General features: G+C 70.6%; 18 protein-coding genes. 10 read left to right on the forward strand and 8 right to left on the reverse strand.

The window, feature by feature from the left end; genetic code table 11:
* The first annotated feature begins 27 nt into the window (after positions 1–27).
* The 5 genes from H283_RS0111420 to H283_RS0111440 all read left to right on the forward strand — a co-directional run bounded on the left by H283_RS0111420 (position 28) and on the right by H283_RS0111440 (position 6,428).
* Positions 28–1,527, forward strand: a complete 1,500-nt coding sequence (locus tag H283_RS0111420; RefSeq protein WP_020143656.1) for a CoA-acylating methylmalonate-semialdehyde dehydrogenase — start codon at positions 28–30, stop codon at positions 1,525–1,527.
* Between the two features lie 32 nt (positions 1,528–1,559).
* Complete coding sequence (locus H283_RS0111425; protein ID WP_020143657.1) at positions 1,560–2,492, forward strand: TIM barrel protein; 933 nt, start codon at positions 1,560–1,562, stop codon at positions 2,490–2,492.
* Between the two features lie 31 nt (positions 2,493–2,523).
* Positions 2,524–3,528 (forward strand): Gfo/Idh/MocA family protein, encoded by a 1,005-nt coding sequence (locus H283_RS0111430; RefSeq protein WP_020143658.1) that lies wholly within the window; start codon positions 2,524–2,526, stop codon positions 3,526–3,528.
* Positions 3,529–3,710: 182 nt separating this feature from the next.
* The gene (locus H283_RS0111435) at positions 3,711–5,528 is read left to right on the forward strand and encodes an amino acid permease (protein WP_020143659.1); all 1,818 of its coding nucleotides are present in this window, start codon (positions 3,711–3,713) and stop codon (positions 5,526–5,528) included.
* Positions 5,529–5,531: 3 nt separating this feature from the next.
* Complete coding sequence (locus H283_RS0111440) at positions 5,532–6,428, forward strand: universal stress protein (protein ID WP_020143660.1); 897 nt, start codon at positions 5,532–5,534, stop codon at positions 6,426–6,428.
* A 30-nt stretch (positions 6,429–6,458) separates the two neighbouring features.
* Here H283_RS0111440 and uvrA read toward each other — a convergent pair whose 3' ends face one another.
* From uvrA to H283_RS0111455, 3 genes are all read right to left on the reverse strand, one after another.
* Positions 6,459–8,945, reverse strand: a complete 2,487-nt coding sequence (gene uvrA / locus H283_RS0111445; RefSeq protein WP_020143661.1) for an excinuclease ABC subunit UvrA — start codon at positions 8,943–8,945, stop codon at positions 6,459–6,461.
* 56 nt (positions 8,946–9,001) lie between these two features.
* On the reverse strand, positions 9,002–9,466 hold the full coding sequence (locus H283_RS0111450) for a hypothetical protein (RefSeq protein ID WP_020143662.1): 465 nt from the start codon (positions 9,464–9,466) through the stop codon (positions 9,002–9,004).
* A 112-nt stretch (positions 9,467–9,578) separates the two neighbouring features.
* Positions 9,579–10,022: a PA2169 family four-helix-bundle protein gene (locus H283_RS0111455; protein WP_020143663.1), complete on the reverse strand. Its 444-nt coding sequence runs from the start codon at positions 10,020–10,022 to the stop codon at positions 9,579–9,581.
* A 205-nt stretch (positions 10,023–10,227) separates the two neighbouring features.
* Here H283_RS0111455 and H283_RS26650 point away from each other — a divergent pair, with 205 nt between their 5' ends.
* Positions 10,228–11,346, forward strand: coding sequence for an ANTAR domain-containing protein (locus H283_RS26650; protein WP_020143664.1), 1,119 nt, complete (start codon positions 10,228–10,230; stop codon positions 11,344–11,346).
* 63 nt (positions 11,347–11,409) lie between these two features.
* On the opposite strand, the gene H283_RS0111465 is transcribed toward H283_RS26650, so the two are convergent.
* The 5 genes from H283_RS0111465 to H283_RS0111490 all read right to left on the reverse strand — a co-directional run bounded on the left by H283_RS0111465 (position 11,410) and on the right by H283_RS0111490 (position 15,270).
* The gene (locus H283_RS0111465; RefSeq protein ID WP_020143665.1) at positions 11,410–11,973 is read right to left on the reverse strand and encodes a DUF6529 family protein; all 564 of its coding nucleotides are present in this window, start codon (positions 11,971–11,973) and stop codon (positions 11,410–11,412) included.
* Between the two features lie 159 nt (positions 11,974–12,132).
* Complete coding sequence (locus H283_RS24845) at positions 12,133–12,969, reverse strand: Ltp family lipoprotein (protein WP_081633845.1); 837 nt, start codon at positions 12,967–12,969, stop codon at positions 12,133–12,135.
* Between the two features lie 108 nt (positions 12,970–13,077).
* Complete coding sequence (locus H283_RS0111480) at positions 13,078–13,482, reverse strand: DUF1294 domain-containing protein (protein WP_020143668.1); 405 nt, start codon at positions 13,480–13,482, stop codon at positions 13,078–13,080.
* Positions 13,483–13,643: 161 nt separating this feature from the next.
* Positions 13,644–14,249 carry a dihydrofolate reductase family protein gene (locus H283_RS0111485; protein ID WP_028785529.1) on the reverse strand — a complete coding sequence of 202 codons (606 nt, stop codon included), beginning with the start codon at positions 14,247–14,249 and terminating at the stop codon, positions 13,644–13,646.
* 157 nt (positions 14,250–14,406) lie between these two features.
* On the reverse strand, positions 14,407–15,270 hold the full coding sequence (locus tag H283_RS0111490; protein WP_020143670.1) for a patatin-like phospholipase family protein: 864 nt from the start codon (positions 15,268–15,270) through the stop codon (positions 14,407–14,409).
* Positions 15,271–15,460: 190 nt separating this feature from the next.
* Between H283_RS0111490 and H283_RS0111495 the strand changes: the two genes are divergently transcribed.
* The 4 genes from H283_RS0111495 (at position 15,461) to H283_RS0111510 (ending at position 18,212) form a co-directional block, all read left to right on the forward strand.
* Complete coding sequence (locus H283_RS0111495; RefSeq protein WP_028785530.1) at positions 15,461–15,673, forward strand: helix-turn-helix domain-containing protein; 213 nt, start codon at positions 15,461–15,463, stop codon at positions 15,671–15,673.
* A gap of 4 nt (positions 15,674–15,677) precedes the next feature.
* Positions 15,678–16,316 carry a Clp protease N-terminal domain-containing protein gene (locus H283_RS28635; protein ID WP_020143672.1) on the forward strand — a complete coding sequence of 213 codons (639 nt, stop codon included), beginning with the start codon at positions 15,678–15,680 and terminating at the stop codon, positions 16,314–16,316.
* A gap of 236 nt (positions 16,317–16,552) precedes the next feature.
* Positions 16,553–17,962, forward strand: coding sequence for an alkaline phosphatase family protein (locus H283_RS0111505; protein ID WP_196805970.1), 1,410 nt, complete (start codon positions 16,553–16,555; stop codon positions 17,960–17,962).
* A 49-nt stretch (positions 17,963–18,011) separates the two neighbouring features.
* Positions 18,012–18,212 (forward strand): hypothetical protein, encoded by a 201-nt coding sequence (locus H283_RS0111510; protein WP_020143674.1) that lies wholly within the window; start codon positions 18,012–18,014, stop codon positions 18,210–18,212.
* The last annotated feature ends 3 nt before the right edge of the window (positions 18,213–18,215 follow it).

The raw sequence follows: 18,215 nt of genomic DNA on the forward strand, positions 1-18,215 counted from the left end.
GTGACCAGAACCCCGAAGGACACCGCCATGAGCACCCCCACCCGCATCACCCACCTCATCGACGGAAAGCCGTGGACCGGCACCGCCGAACGGACGTCGCCCGTCTTCAACCCCGCGACGGGGCAGCAGTCGGGCGTGCTCGACCTGGCCTCGGCGTCGCTCGTCGACGAGGTCGTGAAGTCCGCCGCCTCCGCGTGGGAGGAATGGGCCGACGCCTCGCTCGCCAAGCGGTCGGGCGTCCTCTTCGCCTTCCGCGAGCTGCTCAACGCGCGCAAGGAGGACGTCGCGGCGCTCATCACGGCCGAGCACGGCAAGGTGCTCTCCGACGCGCTCGGCGAGGTGACACGCGGCCTCGAGGTCGCCGAGTTCGCCTGTGGCATCCCGCACCTCATGCGCGGCGGCTTCTCGGAGAACGCCTCGACGAACGTCGACGTCTACTCGATCCGTCAGCCGCTGGGGGTCGTGGCCGTCATCTCGCCGTTCAACTTCCCGGCGATGGTGCCGATGTGGTTCATCCCCATCGCCATCGCGTGCGGCAACGCCGTGATCCTCAAGCCGTCCGAGAAGGACCCGTCGGCCGCGATCGCGGTCGCGGCGCTCTGGAAGGAGGCGGGGCTGCCCGACGGCGTCATGCAGGTCGTCAACGGTGACAAGGAAGCCGTCGACGCGCTGCTGACCCACCCCGACGTGAAGTCGGTGTCGTTCGTCGGCTCGACGCCGATCGCGAAGTACGTCTACGAGACGGGCACTGCCCACGGCAAGCGCGTCCAGGCCCTCGGCGGCGCCAAGAACCACATGCTCGTCCTTCCGGACGCCGACCTCGACCTCGCCGCGGACGCGGCGGTCAACGCCGGCTTCGGCTCGGCGGGGGAGCGGTGCATGGCGATCTCGGCGCTCGTCGCGGTCGAGCCCATCGCGGACGAGCTGATCTCGAAGATCAAGGACCGCATGGGCAAGCTCGTCACCGGCGACGGCACGCGTGGCTGCGACATGGGCCCGCTCGTCACCTCGCAGCACCGCGACAAGGTGACGTCCTACCTCGACGCCGGGGTGTCGGAGGGTGCGACGCTCGTCGTCGACGGCCGCCAGGACTCCTACGAGTCCGATGGTGAGGGCTACTTCCTCGCGCCGACCCTCTTCGACCACGTCAAGCCCGGCATGTCGCTCTACGACGACGAGATCTTCGGCCCCGTGCTGTCGGTCGTGCGCGTCGGCTCCTACGACGAGGGCCTCGAGCTCATCAACAGCAACCCCTACGGCAACGGCACGGCGATCTTCACCAACGACGGTGGTGCGGCCCGCAAGTTCCAGCGCAACGTCGAGGTCGGCATGGTCGGCGTCAACGTGCCGATCCCCGTGCCGGTGTCGTACTACTCCTTCGGCGGGTGGAAGAACTCCCTCTTCGGCGACACCCACGCGCACGGCCTGGAGGGCGTGCACTTCTTCACCCGCGGCAAGGTCGTCACGTCGCGCTGGCTCGACCCGAGCCACGGCGGCCTCAACCTCGGCTTCCCCCAGAACGACTGACCCGCAACACTTCTCGAGAGGAACGACTGACCATGGCCGAGTCCAAGGCCCGCAACACCGACGACCGCTACAGCAAGCTGACGATCGGTGTCTGTCCTGACCAGTGGGGCGTCTGGTTCCCCGAGGACGAGAAGCAGATCCACTGGGAGACCGCGCTCGACGAGATGGCCGAGGCCGGCTTCTCGGTCATGGAGACGGGGCCGTTCGGCTACTTCCCCAAGGACCCGAAGCGCCTGCAGGAGGAGATGGACAAGCGCGGCTTCCAGGTCGTCGCCGGCACCGGCTGGGGCATCCTGCACAAGCCGGAGGCCTGGGCCGACACGGAGAAGACCTTCCGCGAGATCGCCGAGACGCACGCCGCCGTCGGGGCGGAGTACATCGTGCACCTGCCGCCCCTCTTCCGCGACGACAAGACGTGGGAGTTCACCGACGACCGGGTGCTGTCGACGGAGGCGTGGAAGGCGTACATCTCCAACGCGGACAAGCTCGGTCGCATCATGAAGGAGGACTACGGCCTCAAGATGGTCCTCCACCCGCACGGCGACAGCCACATCGAGACGCCAGAGGACATCGACCGCGTCTTCCAGGCGACGGACCCCGACTACGTCGGCTTCTGCCTCGACACCGGCCACATCGTCTACGGCGGCGGGGACCCGATGGAGCTGTGCCGCAAGTACCCCGAGCGGATCTCCTACGTCCACATCAAGGCGATGGACGAGGGCCTCGTCAAGCAGGCCCACGACGAGGACTGGCCCTTCGGTCTCGCTGTCGCCAAGGGCTGCTCGGTCGCGCCGCCGGCCGGCGCGCCGGACATGCCGTCGCTCATCGAGGCCCTGGCCGACCTCGACAAGGAGCTCTACGTCGTGTGCGAGCAGGACATGTACCCCTGCGAGCCGTCCTACCCGTTGCCGAACGCCATCCAGACCCGCGAGTACCTCGCGTCCATCGGCCTCGGCCTCCGCTGAGCCTGCTCTCGCTGACGAAGGAGTCACACCTATGACCGTACGCATCGGCATGATCGGCCCGGGCGGCATGGGCCAGGCCCACATCGACCGGATCCACACCGTCATCGCGGGCGGCCGGGTCGTCGCCGTCTCCGACGTCGACCCGGCGCGCGCGGCCGAGGTGGCGTCGCGGATCGGCGGGACGGCCTACGCCTCGTCGGCCGAGCTCATCGCGGCCGACGAGGTCGACGCGGTCATGATCTGCAGCTACGGGCCGGCGCACGAGGTGGACGTGCTCGTCGCCATCGCGGCGGGCAAACCCGTCTTCTGCGAGAAGCCGCTGACGCCGACGGCGGAGGCCGCGCTGCGGATCATGGAGGCCGAGCAGGCGGCCGGGCGGCGTCTGGTGACCGTCGGATTCATGCGTCGCTTCGACCGGAGCTACCGCGAGATGAAGGCGCTGCTCGACTCGGGCGACCTCGGCGAGACGCTCATGGTCCACTGCGCGCACCGCAACCCGACCGTCCCCGAGCACTACACGTGGGACATGGCGATCAACGACACCGCGATCCACGAGGTCGACACGATGCGCTGGCTGCTCGGTGAGGAGTTCGTCTCGGCGCGCGTCGACAAGCCGAAGAAGACGTCGCTGCGCTTCGAGCACCTCCAGGACCCGCTCGTGCTCATCCTCGAGACGGAGTCCGGCGTGCGCGTCGACGACGAGATCTTCGTCAACTGCCAGTTCGGCTACGACATCCGCTGCGAGGCGGTCGCCGAGAAGGGGACCGTGAGCCTCGGCGACCAGAACGCCATCGTCGTGCGGGACGGCGTCGGAGTGCGCAACGCGATCGCCCGCGACCACAACGACCGCTTCTGGGGCGCCTTCGTCACGGAGGTGCAGGAGTGGATCTCCGCCGTCGCCCGGGGCGAGCACACGGGCTCGACGTCGTGGGACGGGTATGCCGCCGCGTGCGTCTGTGACGCCGGTGTCCGTGCGCTCACGGACGAGGGCGTCGTCAAGGTGGAGATGATCGCGAAGCCCGACTTCTACGCCTGACCCCGGGCGCCTCCGCGGCTTTTGACCAAGGTTGAACCGGCATGGACAGATGGTCCGGGCGTGGTTACTTTGGGCAGATCGTCGCGGGGGCGGTCAGCCTCCGCGGTCCGATCGAGAGGGCTGTCCCATGTCTCGTCACGTGACCACCCGTCCCTGGACCACGTCGGATCGGACGGCCTGACGTGGCCGGCGCGGGCCCGGAGCTCAAGCGGGCGCTCAACCAGCGGCAGCTGACGATGATCGCCATGGGCGGCGTCATCGGGGCGGGCCTCTTCGTCGGGTCCGGCACCGTCATCCACGACACGGGCCCCGGGGCCTTCATCACGTACGCCCTGTGCGGCGTCCTCATCATCATGGTGATGCGGATGCTGGCCGAGATGGCCGTGGCCAACCCGTCCACGGGCTCCTTCGCCGACTACTCCCGCAAGGCCCTCGGCGACTGGGCCGGCTTCTCCGTCGGCTGGCTCTACTGGTACTTCTGGGTCATCGTCGTGGGCTTCGAGGCCGTCGCCGGCGCCAAGGTCATCAACTTCTGGCTGCCGGGGGTGCCGACGTGGGTGCTGAGCCTCCTGCTCATGCTCCTCATGACGGGCACCAACCTCATCTCGGTCTCGTCGTTCGGGGAGTTCGAGTTCTGGTTCGCCGGGATCAAGGTCGCGGCGATCATCGTCTTCCTCGCCTGCGGAGCCCTCTTCGTCTTCGGGATCTGGCCGAACGCCGACCTCGACTTCAGCAACCTCACAGCGCACGGCGGCTTCTTCCCGAACGGTGGGCTGGCGGTCACCGCGGGTGTCGTGACGGTGATCTTCTCGATGGTGGGTGCCGAGATCGCGACGATCGCCGCCGCCGAGTCGGACAACCCGGAGCGGGCCGTGTCCAAGGCCGCGAACTCCGTCATCACCCGCATCGCGATCTTCTTCGTCGGCTCGATCTTCCTGCTCGCGGTGATCCTCCCGTGGAACTCGGCCACCCTCGAGGCGTCGCCCTACGTCGCGGCCTTCCAGGAGATGGGCATCCCGTACGCCGACCACGTGATGAACGCGGTCGTGCTGACGGCCGTGCTCTCGTGCCTCAACTCCGGCCTCTACACCGCGTCCCGGATGCTCTTCGTGCTGGCCGCCCGTCGTGAGGCGCCCGCGTCGATGGTCTCGGTCAACGCCCGAGGCGTGCCGATGGTCGCCATCCTGGCCTCGTCGGTGGTCGGCTTCCTCGCCGTCATCATGGCCGCCGTGTCGCCCGACACCGTCTTCTCGTTCCTGCTCAACTCGTCCGGCGCCGTCATCCTCTTCGTCTACCTGCTCATCGCGGTCTCGCAGATCATCCTGCGCTACCGGGCCGACGCGTCGACCCTCAAGGTGAAGATGTGGTGGTTCCCCGCCCTGTCGGTCATCACGGCGCTCGGCATCGTGCTCGTGCTCGTCCAGATGGGACTCACGGAGGACGTACGCATCCAGCTCGTGCTGAGCCTCGTGTCGTTCGGCATCGTGCTGGTGCTCTTCTTCATCAACCGCGCCCGCATCGCGCGACTGCCCGAGCGGGTCGCGCCCGACCACACCGGTGAGGCACGCCGCGTGCTCGTCCTCGCCAACCAGACGCTCGAGTCCGACGAGCTCGTCTCGGAGCTGCAGCGCATAGACGCCCAGGGCGACGCCACCTACTGGGTATGCGTCCCCGCCAGTCCCGTCGAGACCGGCACCGCCGCGACCCACGGGGCCGTGTCCGTCAAGGACGCGACGACCGAGGCGGCGCAGCGCCGGCTCGACCGCACCCTGGAGCTGCTGACGAGCCACCGGCTCGACGCCACCGGCGCGGTCGGTGACCAGCGTCCGCTCCGGGCGCTGCGGGCAGCGATCCAAGAGTTCGACCCCGACCAGATCGTCATCGTGACGCTGCCCGCGTCGGACTCGATCTGGCAGCGGTTCGAGGTCGTCGACCGGGCGTCCGAGCTCGGCCTGCCGGTGACCCACGTCGAGGCGGCCTCGCTCGTCGGCGCGGTCTGAGCCGTGACGATCGTCGTCGCCTACACGGCGCAGGACAGCGGCACGTCGGCACTCGAGCTGGCTGCCGTGCTGTCTCGGTCGTCGGGCGAGCCCCTCACCGTGGCCGTCGTCGTGACGACGCCGCACGCAGCGGGGGCGGCGGAGTTCGTCGACGGGGACTACCTCGGACCGCTCCGGGAGTGGGGAGAGTCGGTCCTCGAGCAGGCCCGGACGGCGCTGCACGCTGACGTCGAGGCGAGCTTCGTCGTGCGTGCGGCATCGTCGATCCCCGCCGGCCTGCTCGAGCTGGCGGCCGAGGTCGACGCGTCGGCGCTCGTGCTCGGCTCGTCGAGCAAGGGCGCGCTGGGTCGCATCTCCTTCGGCAGCGTGACCGACCGGCTCGTGCACTCGGCGCCCCTGCCGGTGCTCCTGGCCCCGCTCGGTTACCGACCCACCCCGGGCTCTCGCATCCGTCGCGTGAGCGTCGGCTTCGGCGGGTCAGCGGGTGCGTCGCACGTGGCGGCCGCGGCTGCCGGCGTCGCCGAGGCAGTCGGTGGGGTGCTGCGGGCGGTGTCGTTCGCGGTCCGGCCGCCCAAGCGGATCTACGGCAGCGTCGAGGAGTCGGCCGACGATCTCGTCGTCGGCCGGTGGGTGGCCCGGACGACGGCAGCTCTCCGGGCCGAGGTGGGAGCCCGGGACGCCGTCCTGGCCGAACGACTGTCGCGGTCGCTCGTGGTCGGTGAGGGCGTCTCGTGGAGCACGGCGATCTGGGACGTCGAGTGGAGCGACGGCGACCTGCTCGTCGTCGGTCCGAGCTCGTCGGCCCCGGCAGCCCGGCTCTTCCTCGGCTCCCGCGCCTCGAAGATCATCCGGTCGTCACCGGTGCCCGTCTATCTCGTGCCGGCTCCCCGCTCGAGCTGAGTTCCTCTCTGCGCCAGGCAGGTCCAGCGTCTAGCGACCCTTTGAGGCGACGAGGTGGGCCGCCAGGTAGGGCGCCGTCACGCTCCCCTCGACGCCCGCGACCTGCTCCGGCGTGCCCGTCGCCACGACACGACCTCCGGCGTCCCCGCCGCCCGGGCCGAGGTCGATGACCCAGTCGGCGCTGACGATCGTGCCGAGGTCGTGCTCGACGAGGACGACGGTGTTGCCGGCGTCGACCAGGGTGTGGAGCTGGCGCAGCAGCAGGGCGATGTCGGCGGGGTGGAGTCCGGCGGTGGGCTCGTCGAGCAGGTAGAGGGCGTGCCCGCGCCGGGCCCGCTGCAGCTCGGTCGCCAGCTTGATCCGCTGGGCCTCTCCGCCGCTCAGCTCGGTGGCGGGCTGGCCGAGACGCAGGTAGCCGAGGCCCACCTCGCGCAACGTCGTCAGGCTGCGCGCGGCCGCCGGCAGGTCGGCGAGGAAGTCGGCGGCCTCGTCGACGGACATGGCCAGCACGTCCGCGACGTTCCTGCCGCGGCAGGTGATCTCGAGGGTCTCGGCGTTGTAGCGCGCCCCGTGGCAGGTCGGGCACGGCGCATACGTCCCGGGCAGGAAGAGCAGCTCGACCGAGACGAAGCCCTCGCCCTGGCACGTCTCGCAGCGTCCCTCGGCGACGTTGAAGGAGAAGCGCCCCGCGCCGTAGCCGCGCTCGCGCGCCTCGGGGGTTGCGGCATACAGCTTGCGCACCGCGTCGAAGAGACCGGTGTACGTGGCGAGGTTGGAGCGCGGGGTGCGGCCGATGGGGCGCTGGTCGACGCGGACCAGCCGGTCGAAGGACTCGAGGCCGGTGGCGTCGTCGACGTCGATCTCGAGCTCGCTCTCCTCGGGGTCGTCGGGGCCCTGTCCGAGGTGGCGGCGCACGAGCTCGGAGAGCACCTGCGTGACGAGCGTCGACTTGCCCGATCCGGAGACGCCGGTGACGGCGGTCAGCACGCAGAGGGGAACGTCGACGGAGAGGTCGTCGAGGTTGTGCCTGCTGACGCCGCGCAGGTGCAGCCAGCCCTGGGGCTCGCGCTGGGGGCGCTGGGGCCGCTCGGCGCGCCCGAAGAGGTGGTGCCCGGTCACTGACGCCTCGACGTGCTCGAGCCCCTCGACGGGGCCGGAGTAGAGCACGTGGCCGCCCTGCTCGCCGGCGCCGGGGCCGATGTCGACGACCCAGTCGGCGCGGCGGACGATGTCGAGGTCGTGCTCGACGACGAAGAGCGAGTTGCCCGACCGCTTGAGGGCGTCGAGCACGTCGAGGAGCGGCGCGGCGTCGGCCGGATGGAGTCCGGCGGACGGCTCGTCGAGCACGTAGACGACGCCGAAGAGCCCGGAGCGCAGCTGCGTCGCGATGCGTAGCCGCTGCGCCTCGCCGGGCGAGAGCGTCGTGGAGCTGCGTCCCAGCGAGAGGTAGCCGAGGCCGAGGTCGAGCAGCACCTGGACGCGCGCGACGAGGTCGCGGCAGAGGCGGACGGCGACCTCGGTGGCCTCCCCGGACGCGGCGGACGACGTCGCCGCGGCGGCCTCGGTCAGCTCGGCGACCGGGCGGAGCAGCGCGACGAGGTCGGTGAAGGACAACGCGTTGGTATGCGTGATGCCGAGTCCCCGGAAGGTGACGGCGAGGGCGTCCTCCCGCAGTCCTGTCCCGTGGCAGGCCGGGCACTGCACGCTGCGCACGAAGCGCATCGCCTTGTCGCGCATCATCTGGCTCTTGGTGTCGGCGAGCGTGTGGCGCACGTGCTTGCGGGCGCTCCAGAACGTGCCGTGGTAGTCGCGGCCGGTGGTGTCGTCGGCCTCACCGCGTCGGTCGATGAGCACGCGCGGCTGCTCGTCGGTGTAGAGCAGCCAGTCCCGGTCCTTGCGGGGGAGGTCGCGCCACGGCGTGTCGACGTCGATCCCCAAGGTCCTCGTGACGCGCACGAGGTTCTTGCCCTGCCAGGCGCCCGGCCACGCCGCGATCGCACCGTCGCGGATGCTGAGCGACGTGTCGGGGACGAGCAGGTCCTCGGCCACGTCGTGGGCCTCGCCCAGCCCGTGGCACACGGGACACGCGCCGGCAGCGGTGTTGGGGGAGAAGGCCTCGGCCTCGAGCCGCGTGGCGCCCTCGGGGTAGGTGCCGGCGCGGGAGTAGAGCATCCGGACGAGGTTGGAGAGGGTGGTGAGCGTGCCGACGGTCGAGCGCGAGCTCGGGGCGCCGCGGCGCTGCTGGAGCGCGACAGCCGGCGGCAGCCCGGTGATCTCCTGCACGTGCGGGGCCCCGACCTGCTGCAGCAGCCGACGGGCGTAGGGCGCCACCGACTCGAAGTAGCGCCGCTGCGCCTCGGCGTAGAGCGTGCCGAAGGCGAGGGAGGACTTGCCTGAGCCGGAGACGCCGGTGAAGGCCACCATGGAGTCACGCGGCAGGTCGACGTCGACGGTCTTGAGGTTGTGCTCGCTGGCGCCGCGGACGTGGACGAAGTGGTCGGTCGGGTCGAGGTGCACGTGACCTGTCTAGTCGTTCGGGCCCGGCCGGGCACCATCGGCCGTGGCCGGTCGGATCAGTACTCGCCCTTGATGACGAAGTAGGAGCCCCGGATCGTGCCGGCCAGCTTCGACGTCTGCCGGGCGAACTTGAACCGGGACGCGAGCTCCTCGGGGACCTCCATGCCGTCGGAGAGCTTGAAGCCGACGGCGCGCTTCCCGGCCGGGTCGATCGCGTACATGACGTTGATCGACAGTCCGGACTCGTAGAAGACATAGGCCATCTTGAGCCCGTCGACCTCGAACGCCGTCGCCTCGAGGGGCCGCGACGCGATGGTGAGGTCACGCTCCTCCGCGAGGATGTGATGGACGTACTCGACGATCTCGCTCGCGTCTGCCGCGGGCTCGACGGTGAGGACGTGGTCGTACTTGTTCTTGTAGTAGCGCGCCTCGTTGGCCCGGAGGCCCGCCAGCGCCTCGGCGACGGGGGAGCTCTCGAGTCCCTCGGTGGACACGTCCACGAAGTCGACGACGTAGGACACGGCATACCTCCTGGTCTCGGGGCTTCGTCGCCACAGTAGCGCCGTGCCCACGGGATGACCCCTCCACCGGACCGAGTCCGGTGAAGGGGCCATCGGGTCGAGCCGGGCGCCGTCAGTCGGCGACGTGGAGGGCCTTGACCTCGTCGCGGGCAGCCACGATCGCGGCGTGCTGGCGGGTCACGACAGCACGGAAGCCGTCGCTGAGGTCGGCCTTCTCGGCCTTCTCGTACTCGGAGACCGCGTGGTCCTCGCCGGTCACGGCCGCTCCGAGGACGCTGCCCGCGTCGTCGCCGGTCAGGGCGTCCTTGAGCGAGATCCAGCCGCGGTGCAGGGTCGCTGCGACCGAGCCGCTCTCGTCGACGTCGTCGCCGTAGTCGTGGCCCATCTCGACGATCTCGCGGTGGAAGCCGGCGCGCTGCTCGGACAGCCGCTGCAGGGTGGTGGCCCACTCGGCGCGGTCGCTGTCACGCAGCTTCTCTGCGGCTGAGGCGAATCCGCGCTCGCCGTCCTTCAGCGTCTCCACGAGGTCCTTGGCGACCTTCTCGTCATCCGACATGTGCACTCCTTCGATCAGGTTGCTGGTCCCTCGGGTCCTACCCGACGGGGTCACGGCCCAATCGGGGGCCTCCCTGATCGGCTCGAACGACGGGTGCCCCCGCGCGCCGGCCCCCGCGGTCGGCGCTCCACGCACAGCGGTCCGGTCAGCACTCTCGACGGTAGAGTCGAGGCAGCATCCGGGCGTCTGGGAGGAGGCCACGGCGATGACATCGGAGTCGGTCGAGGACGAGCGCCAGTGGGCTGCCGAGAAGCGCGACTTCGTCGCCGACCGACGTGACGAGCTGGCGGCCGAGCGCGACGCCGCCGCGGACGCGAGGGATGCCATCGCGGACGCGCGACAGGCTCGGCTGGACGAACGGGAACGACAGCTGGACGCCCGCGCGGTCGAGCTCGGATCCACCGGTGACAGTGTCGAGTCGGCTGCCTCCCGGCTGGCCGACCGCTCCGGCCGGGCACGGGCGCGCCAGGACCGCCTGGAGATGGCCGCCTCACGCGATGCCGCCAAGACCGACCGGGACGAGGCTGCTGCGCGACGGCTCGCTGCCACGCCGACGACCAAGCTGGCCGCGGCGTTCGCCGAGGTCGCCGAGCACCTCTACACCGCCGACTCCTTCGACGAGGTCCTGTCGCGCATCGCCCAGGCCGCGGTGAGCACCGTCGAGGGCTGCCAGATGGCCAGCGTCACGCTCAGGGAGGGCGGGAGGTTCCGGACCGCAGCGACCACCGCGTCGGCTGCCTCGGCCGTCGACGAGGCGCAGTACGAGGCACGCGAGGGACCCTGCCTGGACGCGGTGGACGAAGCCGTCGTGTATGCGCGGGCCTTCCCCGACACCCGGTGGCCGACGCTGGCGTCACGCCCGGTCGACCACGGCGCCGAGTCCGCCGCCTCCTATCGCCTCGCCGCGCCGAGACTGTGGGGCGAGGGCGCCGGGGGGTCGCTGAACACCTACGGGTCCGAGCCGGATGCGTTCAGCGACGACGCGCGGAACATCGGGCTCATCCTGGCTGCGCACGCCGGGCTCGCGGCGGGAGCAGCCCACGAACGTCGCGACCTCAAGGATCTGGCCGAGGGGCTGAACCAGGCACTCGTGTCCAGGGACGTCATCGGCCAGGCCAAGGGGATCCTCATGGAGCGGCTGAAGCTCACCCCGGAGGATGCGTTCGACGCCCTGCGACGGGCGTCCCAGCGGCTGAACGAGAAGCTCCGGTCGGTGGCCGTGACCGTCGCGCAGACGGGCGAGTTCGACAGCAGCGACGCTCTGCGGGCGGACTCGGGTGCGTCCCGACCCCCTGGACGAGCCGGCGAGGCAGGCCGGGCCTGACCGTCCGGGACAGAACGGGTGACGATCACTGCTGAGCGGTCAGCCGCAGCCGCGCGAGCCCGGTCAGCCGCGGGCCGCGATGTACCAGATCGCCGACGTCAGCACGGTGCCGATGAGCAACGCGAAGAGCAGACCGCCGGCGACGGGAAGGAACCAGCCGGGCGCGCGCCTGGACCGAACGGCGACGACCTTGACGACGACGGCACCGATGACGGCGCACCCGAGGATGCCGTGCACGACCGTGCGGGTGGACACGGGTTGCCCGTCACGCAGCGTCCCGGACTCGAGGCCGAGGGCCCAGAGGCAGTGGTAGGCGACGACGACGACGAGCACGACCGCGACGGCGCCGCAGATGCGGTGGGCCGTGCCAAGCCATGGCGGCGCTTCGATGCCGAGCCTGCCGTAGAGCCAGAGGGCACCGACGAGCTGGAGCAGCGCGAGCACCCCGATCACCACGGAGAGCACGACCTTCATGTCGATCACCGTGCGGAAGCCGAACGTCGTCGTGCCGGCGAGCGTCGGGTCGTGGACCTTGCCGAAGACCCCGACGAGCAGAGCGACGACGGCGCCCGCGGCGAACGCCGTCAACGGGATCGCCAGGCTCTTGGCAGGCGTGCTGTCAGCCATGGGTTCAGGATCCTCCTGCCCGGCCCGTGCGGGGGAGGAACGGCTCAAGACCGAGCCCGGCGCCTGAAGCGCGCCGGGCAGGGCCGGACGTGCACGGGGCCGGTCAGTCCGTGCGGGCTGACCGGCCCCACGCCGAGACGGGTTGCGTCGGCGAATCGCTCAGAGTCCGACGGCGGTGACGCCGTAGGTGGCCTGGGCGGTGGTGAAGCCCTCGAACTTCAGCTGCGAGATGAGGCCTCCGCGGGAGAACGGCGTCAGGTCGAGGTAGGACTGGGCCTTCTTGGCGGCCTGCTCCTTCCAGTTCACCGTGATGTGGTCGACGGCGAACGTCGCGTCGGCCTTGGAGAACTGCTCGAACCGCAGCTGCTCGATCAGACCCTTGCGTGAGAACGCCGTGAGCTCGAGGTAGGACTCGGCCTTGGCGACGGCCTGCTCCTGCGACACGGTCATGGCGTTGGCGGCTTCCTCAGCCGCTGCCTTCGCTGCAGCGGCCTTGGCGGCGGCGGCCTTCGCAGCCGCAGCCTTGGCGGCAGCGATCTTGGCGGCAGCGGCCTTCGCGGCAGCGGCCTTGTCGGCTGCGGCCTTGTCCGCGGCTGCCTTGTCGGCGGCTGCCTTGTCGGCTGCGGCCTTGTCCGCGGCTGCCTTGTCGGCGGCTGCCTTGTCGGCGGCTGCCTTGTCGGCGGCTGCCTTGTCCGCCGCTGCCATGTCGACCGTGGCGGTCGGTGAGGACACGGGAGTCGTGGCGGCGCCCGTCGTCGTCACGCTCGCCGCGGTGGCGGCGGTCGGAGCGGTCTTGGGATCGCCGCCGGTCGCGCCGATGGCGATGAGAGCCACGACGAGGCCACCAGCCCACAGGCCGGCCTTCTTGCCCTTGCCCATCTTCGGCTTCGTCCTCCCGCCCGACTCCGTGAGCGGAGCGCCCTGCGGCGGTGCCCACGTCAACGGCGCGGTCGGCACTCTCTCGGGCGTGGGGTACTGGTAGCTGTTGTCGCTCATGGATGGCTCTTCCCTGTGGGTTCCCTGAAACTGCTAGGGAAGTGTCCGGCTCATTGCCGGTCGTGTCCCGGTTTCGCAGATTTCGGTGGGGAGACGGCCGGTCCAGCGCTAGACGGACGACAGCTCGTGCACGAGCCAGGCGAGAACCGCGCCATTCGCGAGGACGGTGATCCAGAAGACGGTTCGGAAGGGCTGCTTGACCGTCTTGTGCCGGAAGACGTGCCGCGCGACGAGCGCCCCCGGCCAGCCACCCAGGAGGTCGATCGTGTGCAGCGTGGACTCCGGCGTACGTCGTCTGCCACTGATCGAGGCCGCGGACTTGTCCGCGCGGTACATCGCGAACGCGACACCGCTGAGCAGGAGGTAGCCGGCCGGCAGCCAGACAGGGAGGATGCCCCGCACAACGAGGAACCCCAGGAGGCCGAAGAAGAGGAGGTCGACGGCGACTGCCAGCAGGCTGCCGCGCGCTCGACGGCGCCCACGCCGGTGTGCGGCGTGGTTGTCTGCAGGCATCGCTTCGGCTCCTCGGCTCGTGGATCGTCAGGCTGGACAGCCTGGCTCGAGGGGGGAGCGAGTCGTCCTGACCGGCATTATGCGTCCCGCCCCGCCGTCCGCGGCGAGGATTCGCGAACGACGTTCGGGTCGGCGACGCGGCCGATCCGGCGCGCGCGTCCTCAGGCAGACTGCATCGGGCGCACCGGGTAGCGCAGGTGCGTCACCCCGACGCCGGCGATGACGGTCGGGTCGCCGAGGACGGCCGGCGTCGTCGCGAGGTGGTCGAAGAGTCGCACTCCGGAGCCGAGCAGCACTGCGGCGACGTCGATCTGGAGGTAGTCGACCAGCCCGGCGTTGAGCAGCTGCTGGATCGTGTCGGCGCCGTGGACGCCGACGGACTTCGCGCCGGCGGCGTCCTTGGCCTGGCGCACGGCGCTCTCGATGCCGTCCGTCACGAAGTGGACCGTCGAGTCGGGCCGGGGCCACCCGTCCGGGACGTCGTGCGTGACGACGAAGGCAGGGCCCCACGCGTGGTTGCCACCCCAGCCCTGGGCGACGTCGAAGGTGCGACGCCCGGTGAGGACGGCCCCGAGCCGGGGGGTGAGCTCGCGGAGGTACCGGGCGCTCGGCTCGGACACCTTGAACGTCATGGGGTCCGAGCCTCCGGTGGTGAACTCGACGTCACCGGAGGCGAAGTACCAGTCGAAGACCTGCATCACGTCGTCGTCGGGACCGGCGACGAATCCGTCGAGCGACATGGACATGATGGCGACAACATCGGACATGGTGGTGGTTCCTCTCCACAGTGGGTGCGTGTGACCTGCTCTCACACTGGCAACGAACAGAACCGCCTCGGTCGGACAGCGACCTGCGAACTTTCTGCGGCGGCGCTCGGTCTGGCCCGCGAGGTGACCCAGGACCCGGGTGACGTCTACGCCGGGATCAGCCCCAGAACTCGCCCAGCTGCTCCGCGAGGTCGAGGCCCTCGTCGTAGCCGCCCCGTGCAGCAGGCAGACGCGTCGACGGGTCGAGCGCGTTGGCGCCGAAGACGTCCCCGGCGCGGCTGTCCGGAAAGACGGTCTCGACCCTGCTCCCGCCCGCCCTCAGCTCCGCGACCTGGCTGGCCAGGTCCATGCCCCACTGGGGCGGCATGCGCGTCCGGCCGCTGAAGGGGGACAGCACGATGACCCGCCCGAAGCCGGCGGCCAGATCGGCGTTCTCGCTTCGTCGGTAGCCGCCGTTGAGATAGCGGTGCTCGCCGATCCGATACGGCGTCATCGCCGAGGTGCTGGCGGCCACGGCGTCCACGAGGTCGACACCGCTGTCCCGGTCGAAGACGACAGGCTCCCCGGTGTCCGCATCGACGGCGGCGATGAGCAGGTGCTGGCGCGGCCAGTCGTGGTGCGGGAGCCGGGCTGCGACGACGTCGCGCCATCGTGTCGGGTCGGACGGGTTGGCCGCCTCCCGCTCCAGTGCGGCCGCGCCCATCCGGCGACGCATGTCGTATGCGTTCTCCGACGTCGCGATGATCGTGTCCGACCACGCCAGGTAGTTCGGGCCCGAGACGTTCGGTGCGCCTCGTCGGTGGGCCGCGCCACCGGGGGACGGAGGGTGTGGCACCTCAGCGAGGACGGCGGCATACAACTCCGCGGGGTGTGTGCTGCCGGTGATCTGGGCAGCGACGGTCGACCCGGCCGAGGTCCCGACGACGAGGTCGGCCCCGGTGAGGTCGACGCCGGCGTCGCAGAGACCGGCGATGAGGCCGAGCTCCCACGCGTTGCCGGCGGCTCCGGCGCCCGCCAGCACGAGGGCGCGCTGGTCGGGGTGAGCGGGCTGGCTTGGGGCGTGGGCCTGTTGGGCGATCGGCCAGTTCCCGTGCCGTGGGTCTGGTGGCGTCGAGGAGGGGGGTGTGGGGTGCATCGTCATGGGACCACGGTAGGGAGTCGATCGTCAGCATGTGTTGACGTCCGACGGTCGTCAGCATATGCTGACGGTCATGACCAGGACCGCCACGGACCTTGCAGGCGACCTCGACAGCTCCGACCCGAGGGTCGGACTGCGGGCCGTTGCCGCGCTGGGTCGGCTGCTCGACCAGCTCGAGGCCCTGCACGTGCGCAACGCCCGGGGCAAGGGCTGGTCCTGGCAGGAGATCGCCGACGCGCTCGGTGTCTCGAAGCAGACCGTCCACCGCAAGCACGCCCGGAGGTAGACCCGTGTTCGAACGCTTCGCCCAGGATGCGCGCACCGTGGTGGTCTCGGCGCGCGCCCGCTGTCGCGACCTCGGAGTCGACGAGGTACGCCCGGTCCACCTCCTCCTCGCGCTGACCGAGGAGGGCGGCGGGGCCGCAGACGTCCTCGCCGCCCACGGCGTGACGACGCAGGTCGTCGCCGAGTGCCTCGGTGTGGGGCCACCCCCGCCGTGGGTTCCGCTGGGCGAGGAGGACGCCGCAGCGCTGCGATCCCTCGGCATCGATCTCGACTCCATCCGTGAGGCAGCCGAGCGTCACTTCGGCCACGGGGCGCTCGACGAGCCGGTGACTGGAGCGACCCAGGACGCGGGCCGCGCGGAACCCTCGGGTGCAGTCGATGACGATGACGATGACGCACGAGCGGCCCGAGGGCGGTTCGGGTGGGGTGGGCGCATGCGGTTCGGACGCGGCTCGAAGAAGGTGCTCGAGCTGTCACTGCGTGAGGCGATCCGGGCCGGTGACCGCGAGATCCGCGCCGAACACATCGCCCTCGGTCTGCTGCGCGCCGACGACGAGGGGGTCACCCTGCTCCTGCGGTCCATCGGCGCCGACCCGCTGGCCGTGCGCGCCGACCTCGTGGACCACGGCCGCCGCGCCGGCTGATCCGCGCCGGCCGCGCTGGCCGCGCTGGCCGCGGGCAGAGATGTGTGCGAAACGGTGTCAGACCGGGCCATTCCGGCGCTAACGTCTTTACGTCGGAAAGTCTTCGGCCCTTAGGGGGAGCCGTGCGCACGACAGGGTGGCGAGTGGCCGTACTGGTGGCGGCGCCGATGGTGGGAGCCGTGTCCTTGGCCCCGGTCGGTTCGGCGTCCACGCAGCTGAATCCGAAGGTGGAGCACGTGCTGCTGCTCAGCCTCGACGGGTTCCACGACGCCGATCTGACGAACTACGTCGCGGCGCATCCGACCTCCGCGCTGGCGGACGTCGTGGCACGGGGACGTCGTTACGCGAACGCGTCGGCACAGACGCCGTCCGACTCGTTTCCCGGCACGCTCGCCATGACGACAGGCGGGTCACCGCGGTCGACCGGGGTCTACTACGACGTGTCCTGGGACAACAGCCTCTCGCCGGCCGGCTCCGACTGCAGCACTCGGGGCGCGCTCGTTCCGTTCAACCAGACGATCAACGTCAACGCCAACGCGGGCGACAGTGTCGCCGACATCAACCCGGCCAAGCTGCCGCGCGACCCGGACCACGGGTGCAGCGTGGTCTACCCGCACCAGTTCCTCAAGGTGAACACAATCTACGAGGTGGCCCACGCGGCAGGGCTGCGCACGGCAGTGGCCGACAAGCACCCGAGCTACGAGATCCTGTCCGGTCCCTCCGGGACAGGCGTCGACGACTTCTACGGCCCCGAGTTCAATGCAGCCAAGGCCGACATCACGAAGATCATGGCCAACGACGAGCTCAAGGTCCGAGCAGTGCTCAACGAGATCGACGGGCTCGACCACGCCGGCACCGCCGTCGTCGGCGTGCCGGCCATCTTCGGCATGAACTTCCAGGCTCCGAACATCGGGCAGAAGTTCTCCGGTTACGTCGACGGCGCCGGCACGATCCCCCAGAGCGTCACCACCATCGGGCCCCTCGCCGGGAGCGCCCCCGGGCTCGCGCAGGCGCTCGACTACGTGGACGGCGCGGTCGGCCGGATGCTGAGTCGGGTCGAGGCCGACGGGCTGGTCGGCGACACGATGATCATCCTCACCGCCAAGCACGCCAACAGCCCGGTCGACCGCTCCAGCCTCCAGTGGATCGACCCGTCCGGCTTCGCTCCGCTCATCAACAGCGTCCAGCCCGGGCTGACCGCCCAGGTGACGGCGGACACGATGGCGCTCATCTGGCTCAAGGACCGCACTCGTGCGGCCGACGTGGCGACCGTGCTCGAGGCGAACGCCGCAACGGTGGGGGCCGGCACCGTCACCAGCGGTGCCGCCGTTGCCGAGCTCTTCTCGGGACAGCTCGGCGGCAACGCGAGCCGGATCCCCGACGTCGTCGTGCAGCCGGCGCCCGGGGTCGTCTATGCGGCGCCGAACGCGAAGCTCGTCGACCACGGAAGCGGTAGCGCCGAGGACACTCACGTCCCCCTGGTCATCATCGAACCCGGTCGCAAGGGCGGCCGCACCCTCACCTGTCCCGTCTCGCTGCGACAGATCGCGCCGACCGTCCTACGCGCCCTCGGGCTCAAGGAGGACCTGCTCGACGCGGTGCGACTGGAAGGCACGCAGCGGCTGACGAACGGGGACGAGTGCTGAGCCGGCCTGCTGTGGGCTGCCCGACCCGGCCGAGTGCGTCCGGTCAGGCATGACGTACTTCTGGGTCGGCATCGGCGTGCTGCTCGTGGTCGGCCTCGGCATGATCGTGTGGGCCTCGCAGTCGGGGCCGGGGCGCTCCGGGCAAGACCTCTCGGCACGGCGGAGCAGGGAGACGCAGGTCGGCGCGCTCCTCGTGGCCGTCTCGCTCGGCGTCCTCGTCGTCGCCTACCTCACGGCCAACTGGCCCTAGGTG

The organism is Terracoccus sp. 273MFTsu3.1 (genome assembly GCF_000383675.1).
Lineage (GTDB): Bacteria > Actinomycetota > Actinomycetes > Actinomycetales > Dermatophilaceae > Terrabacter.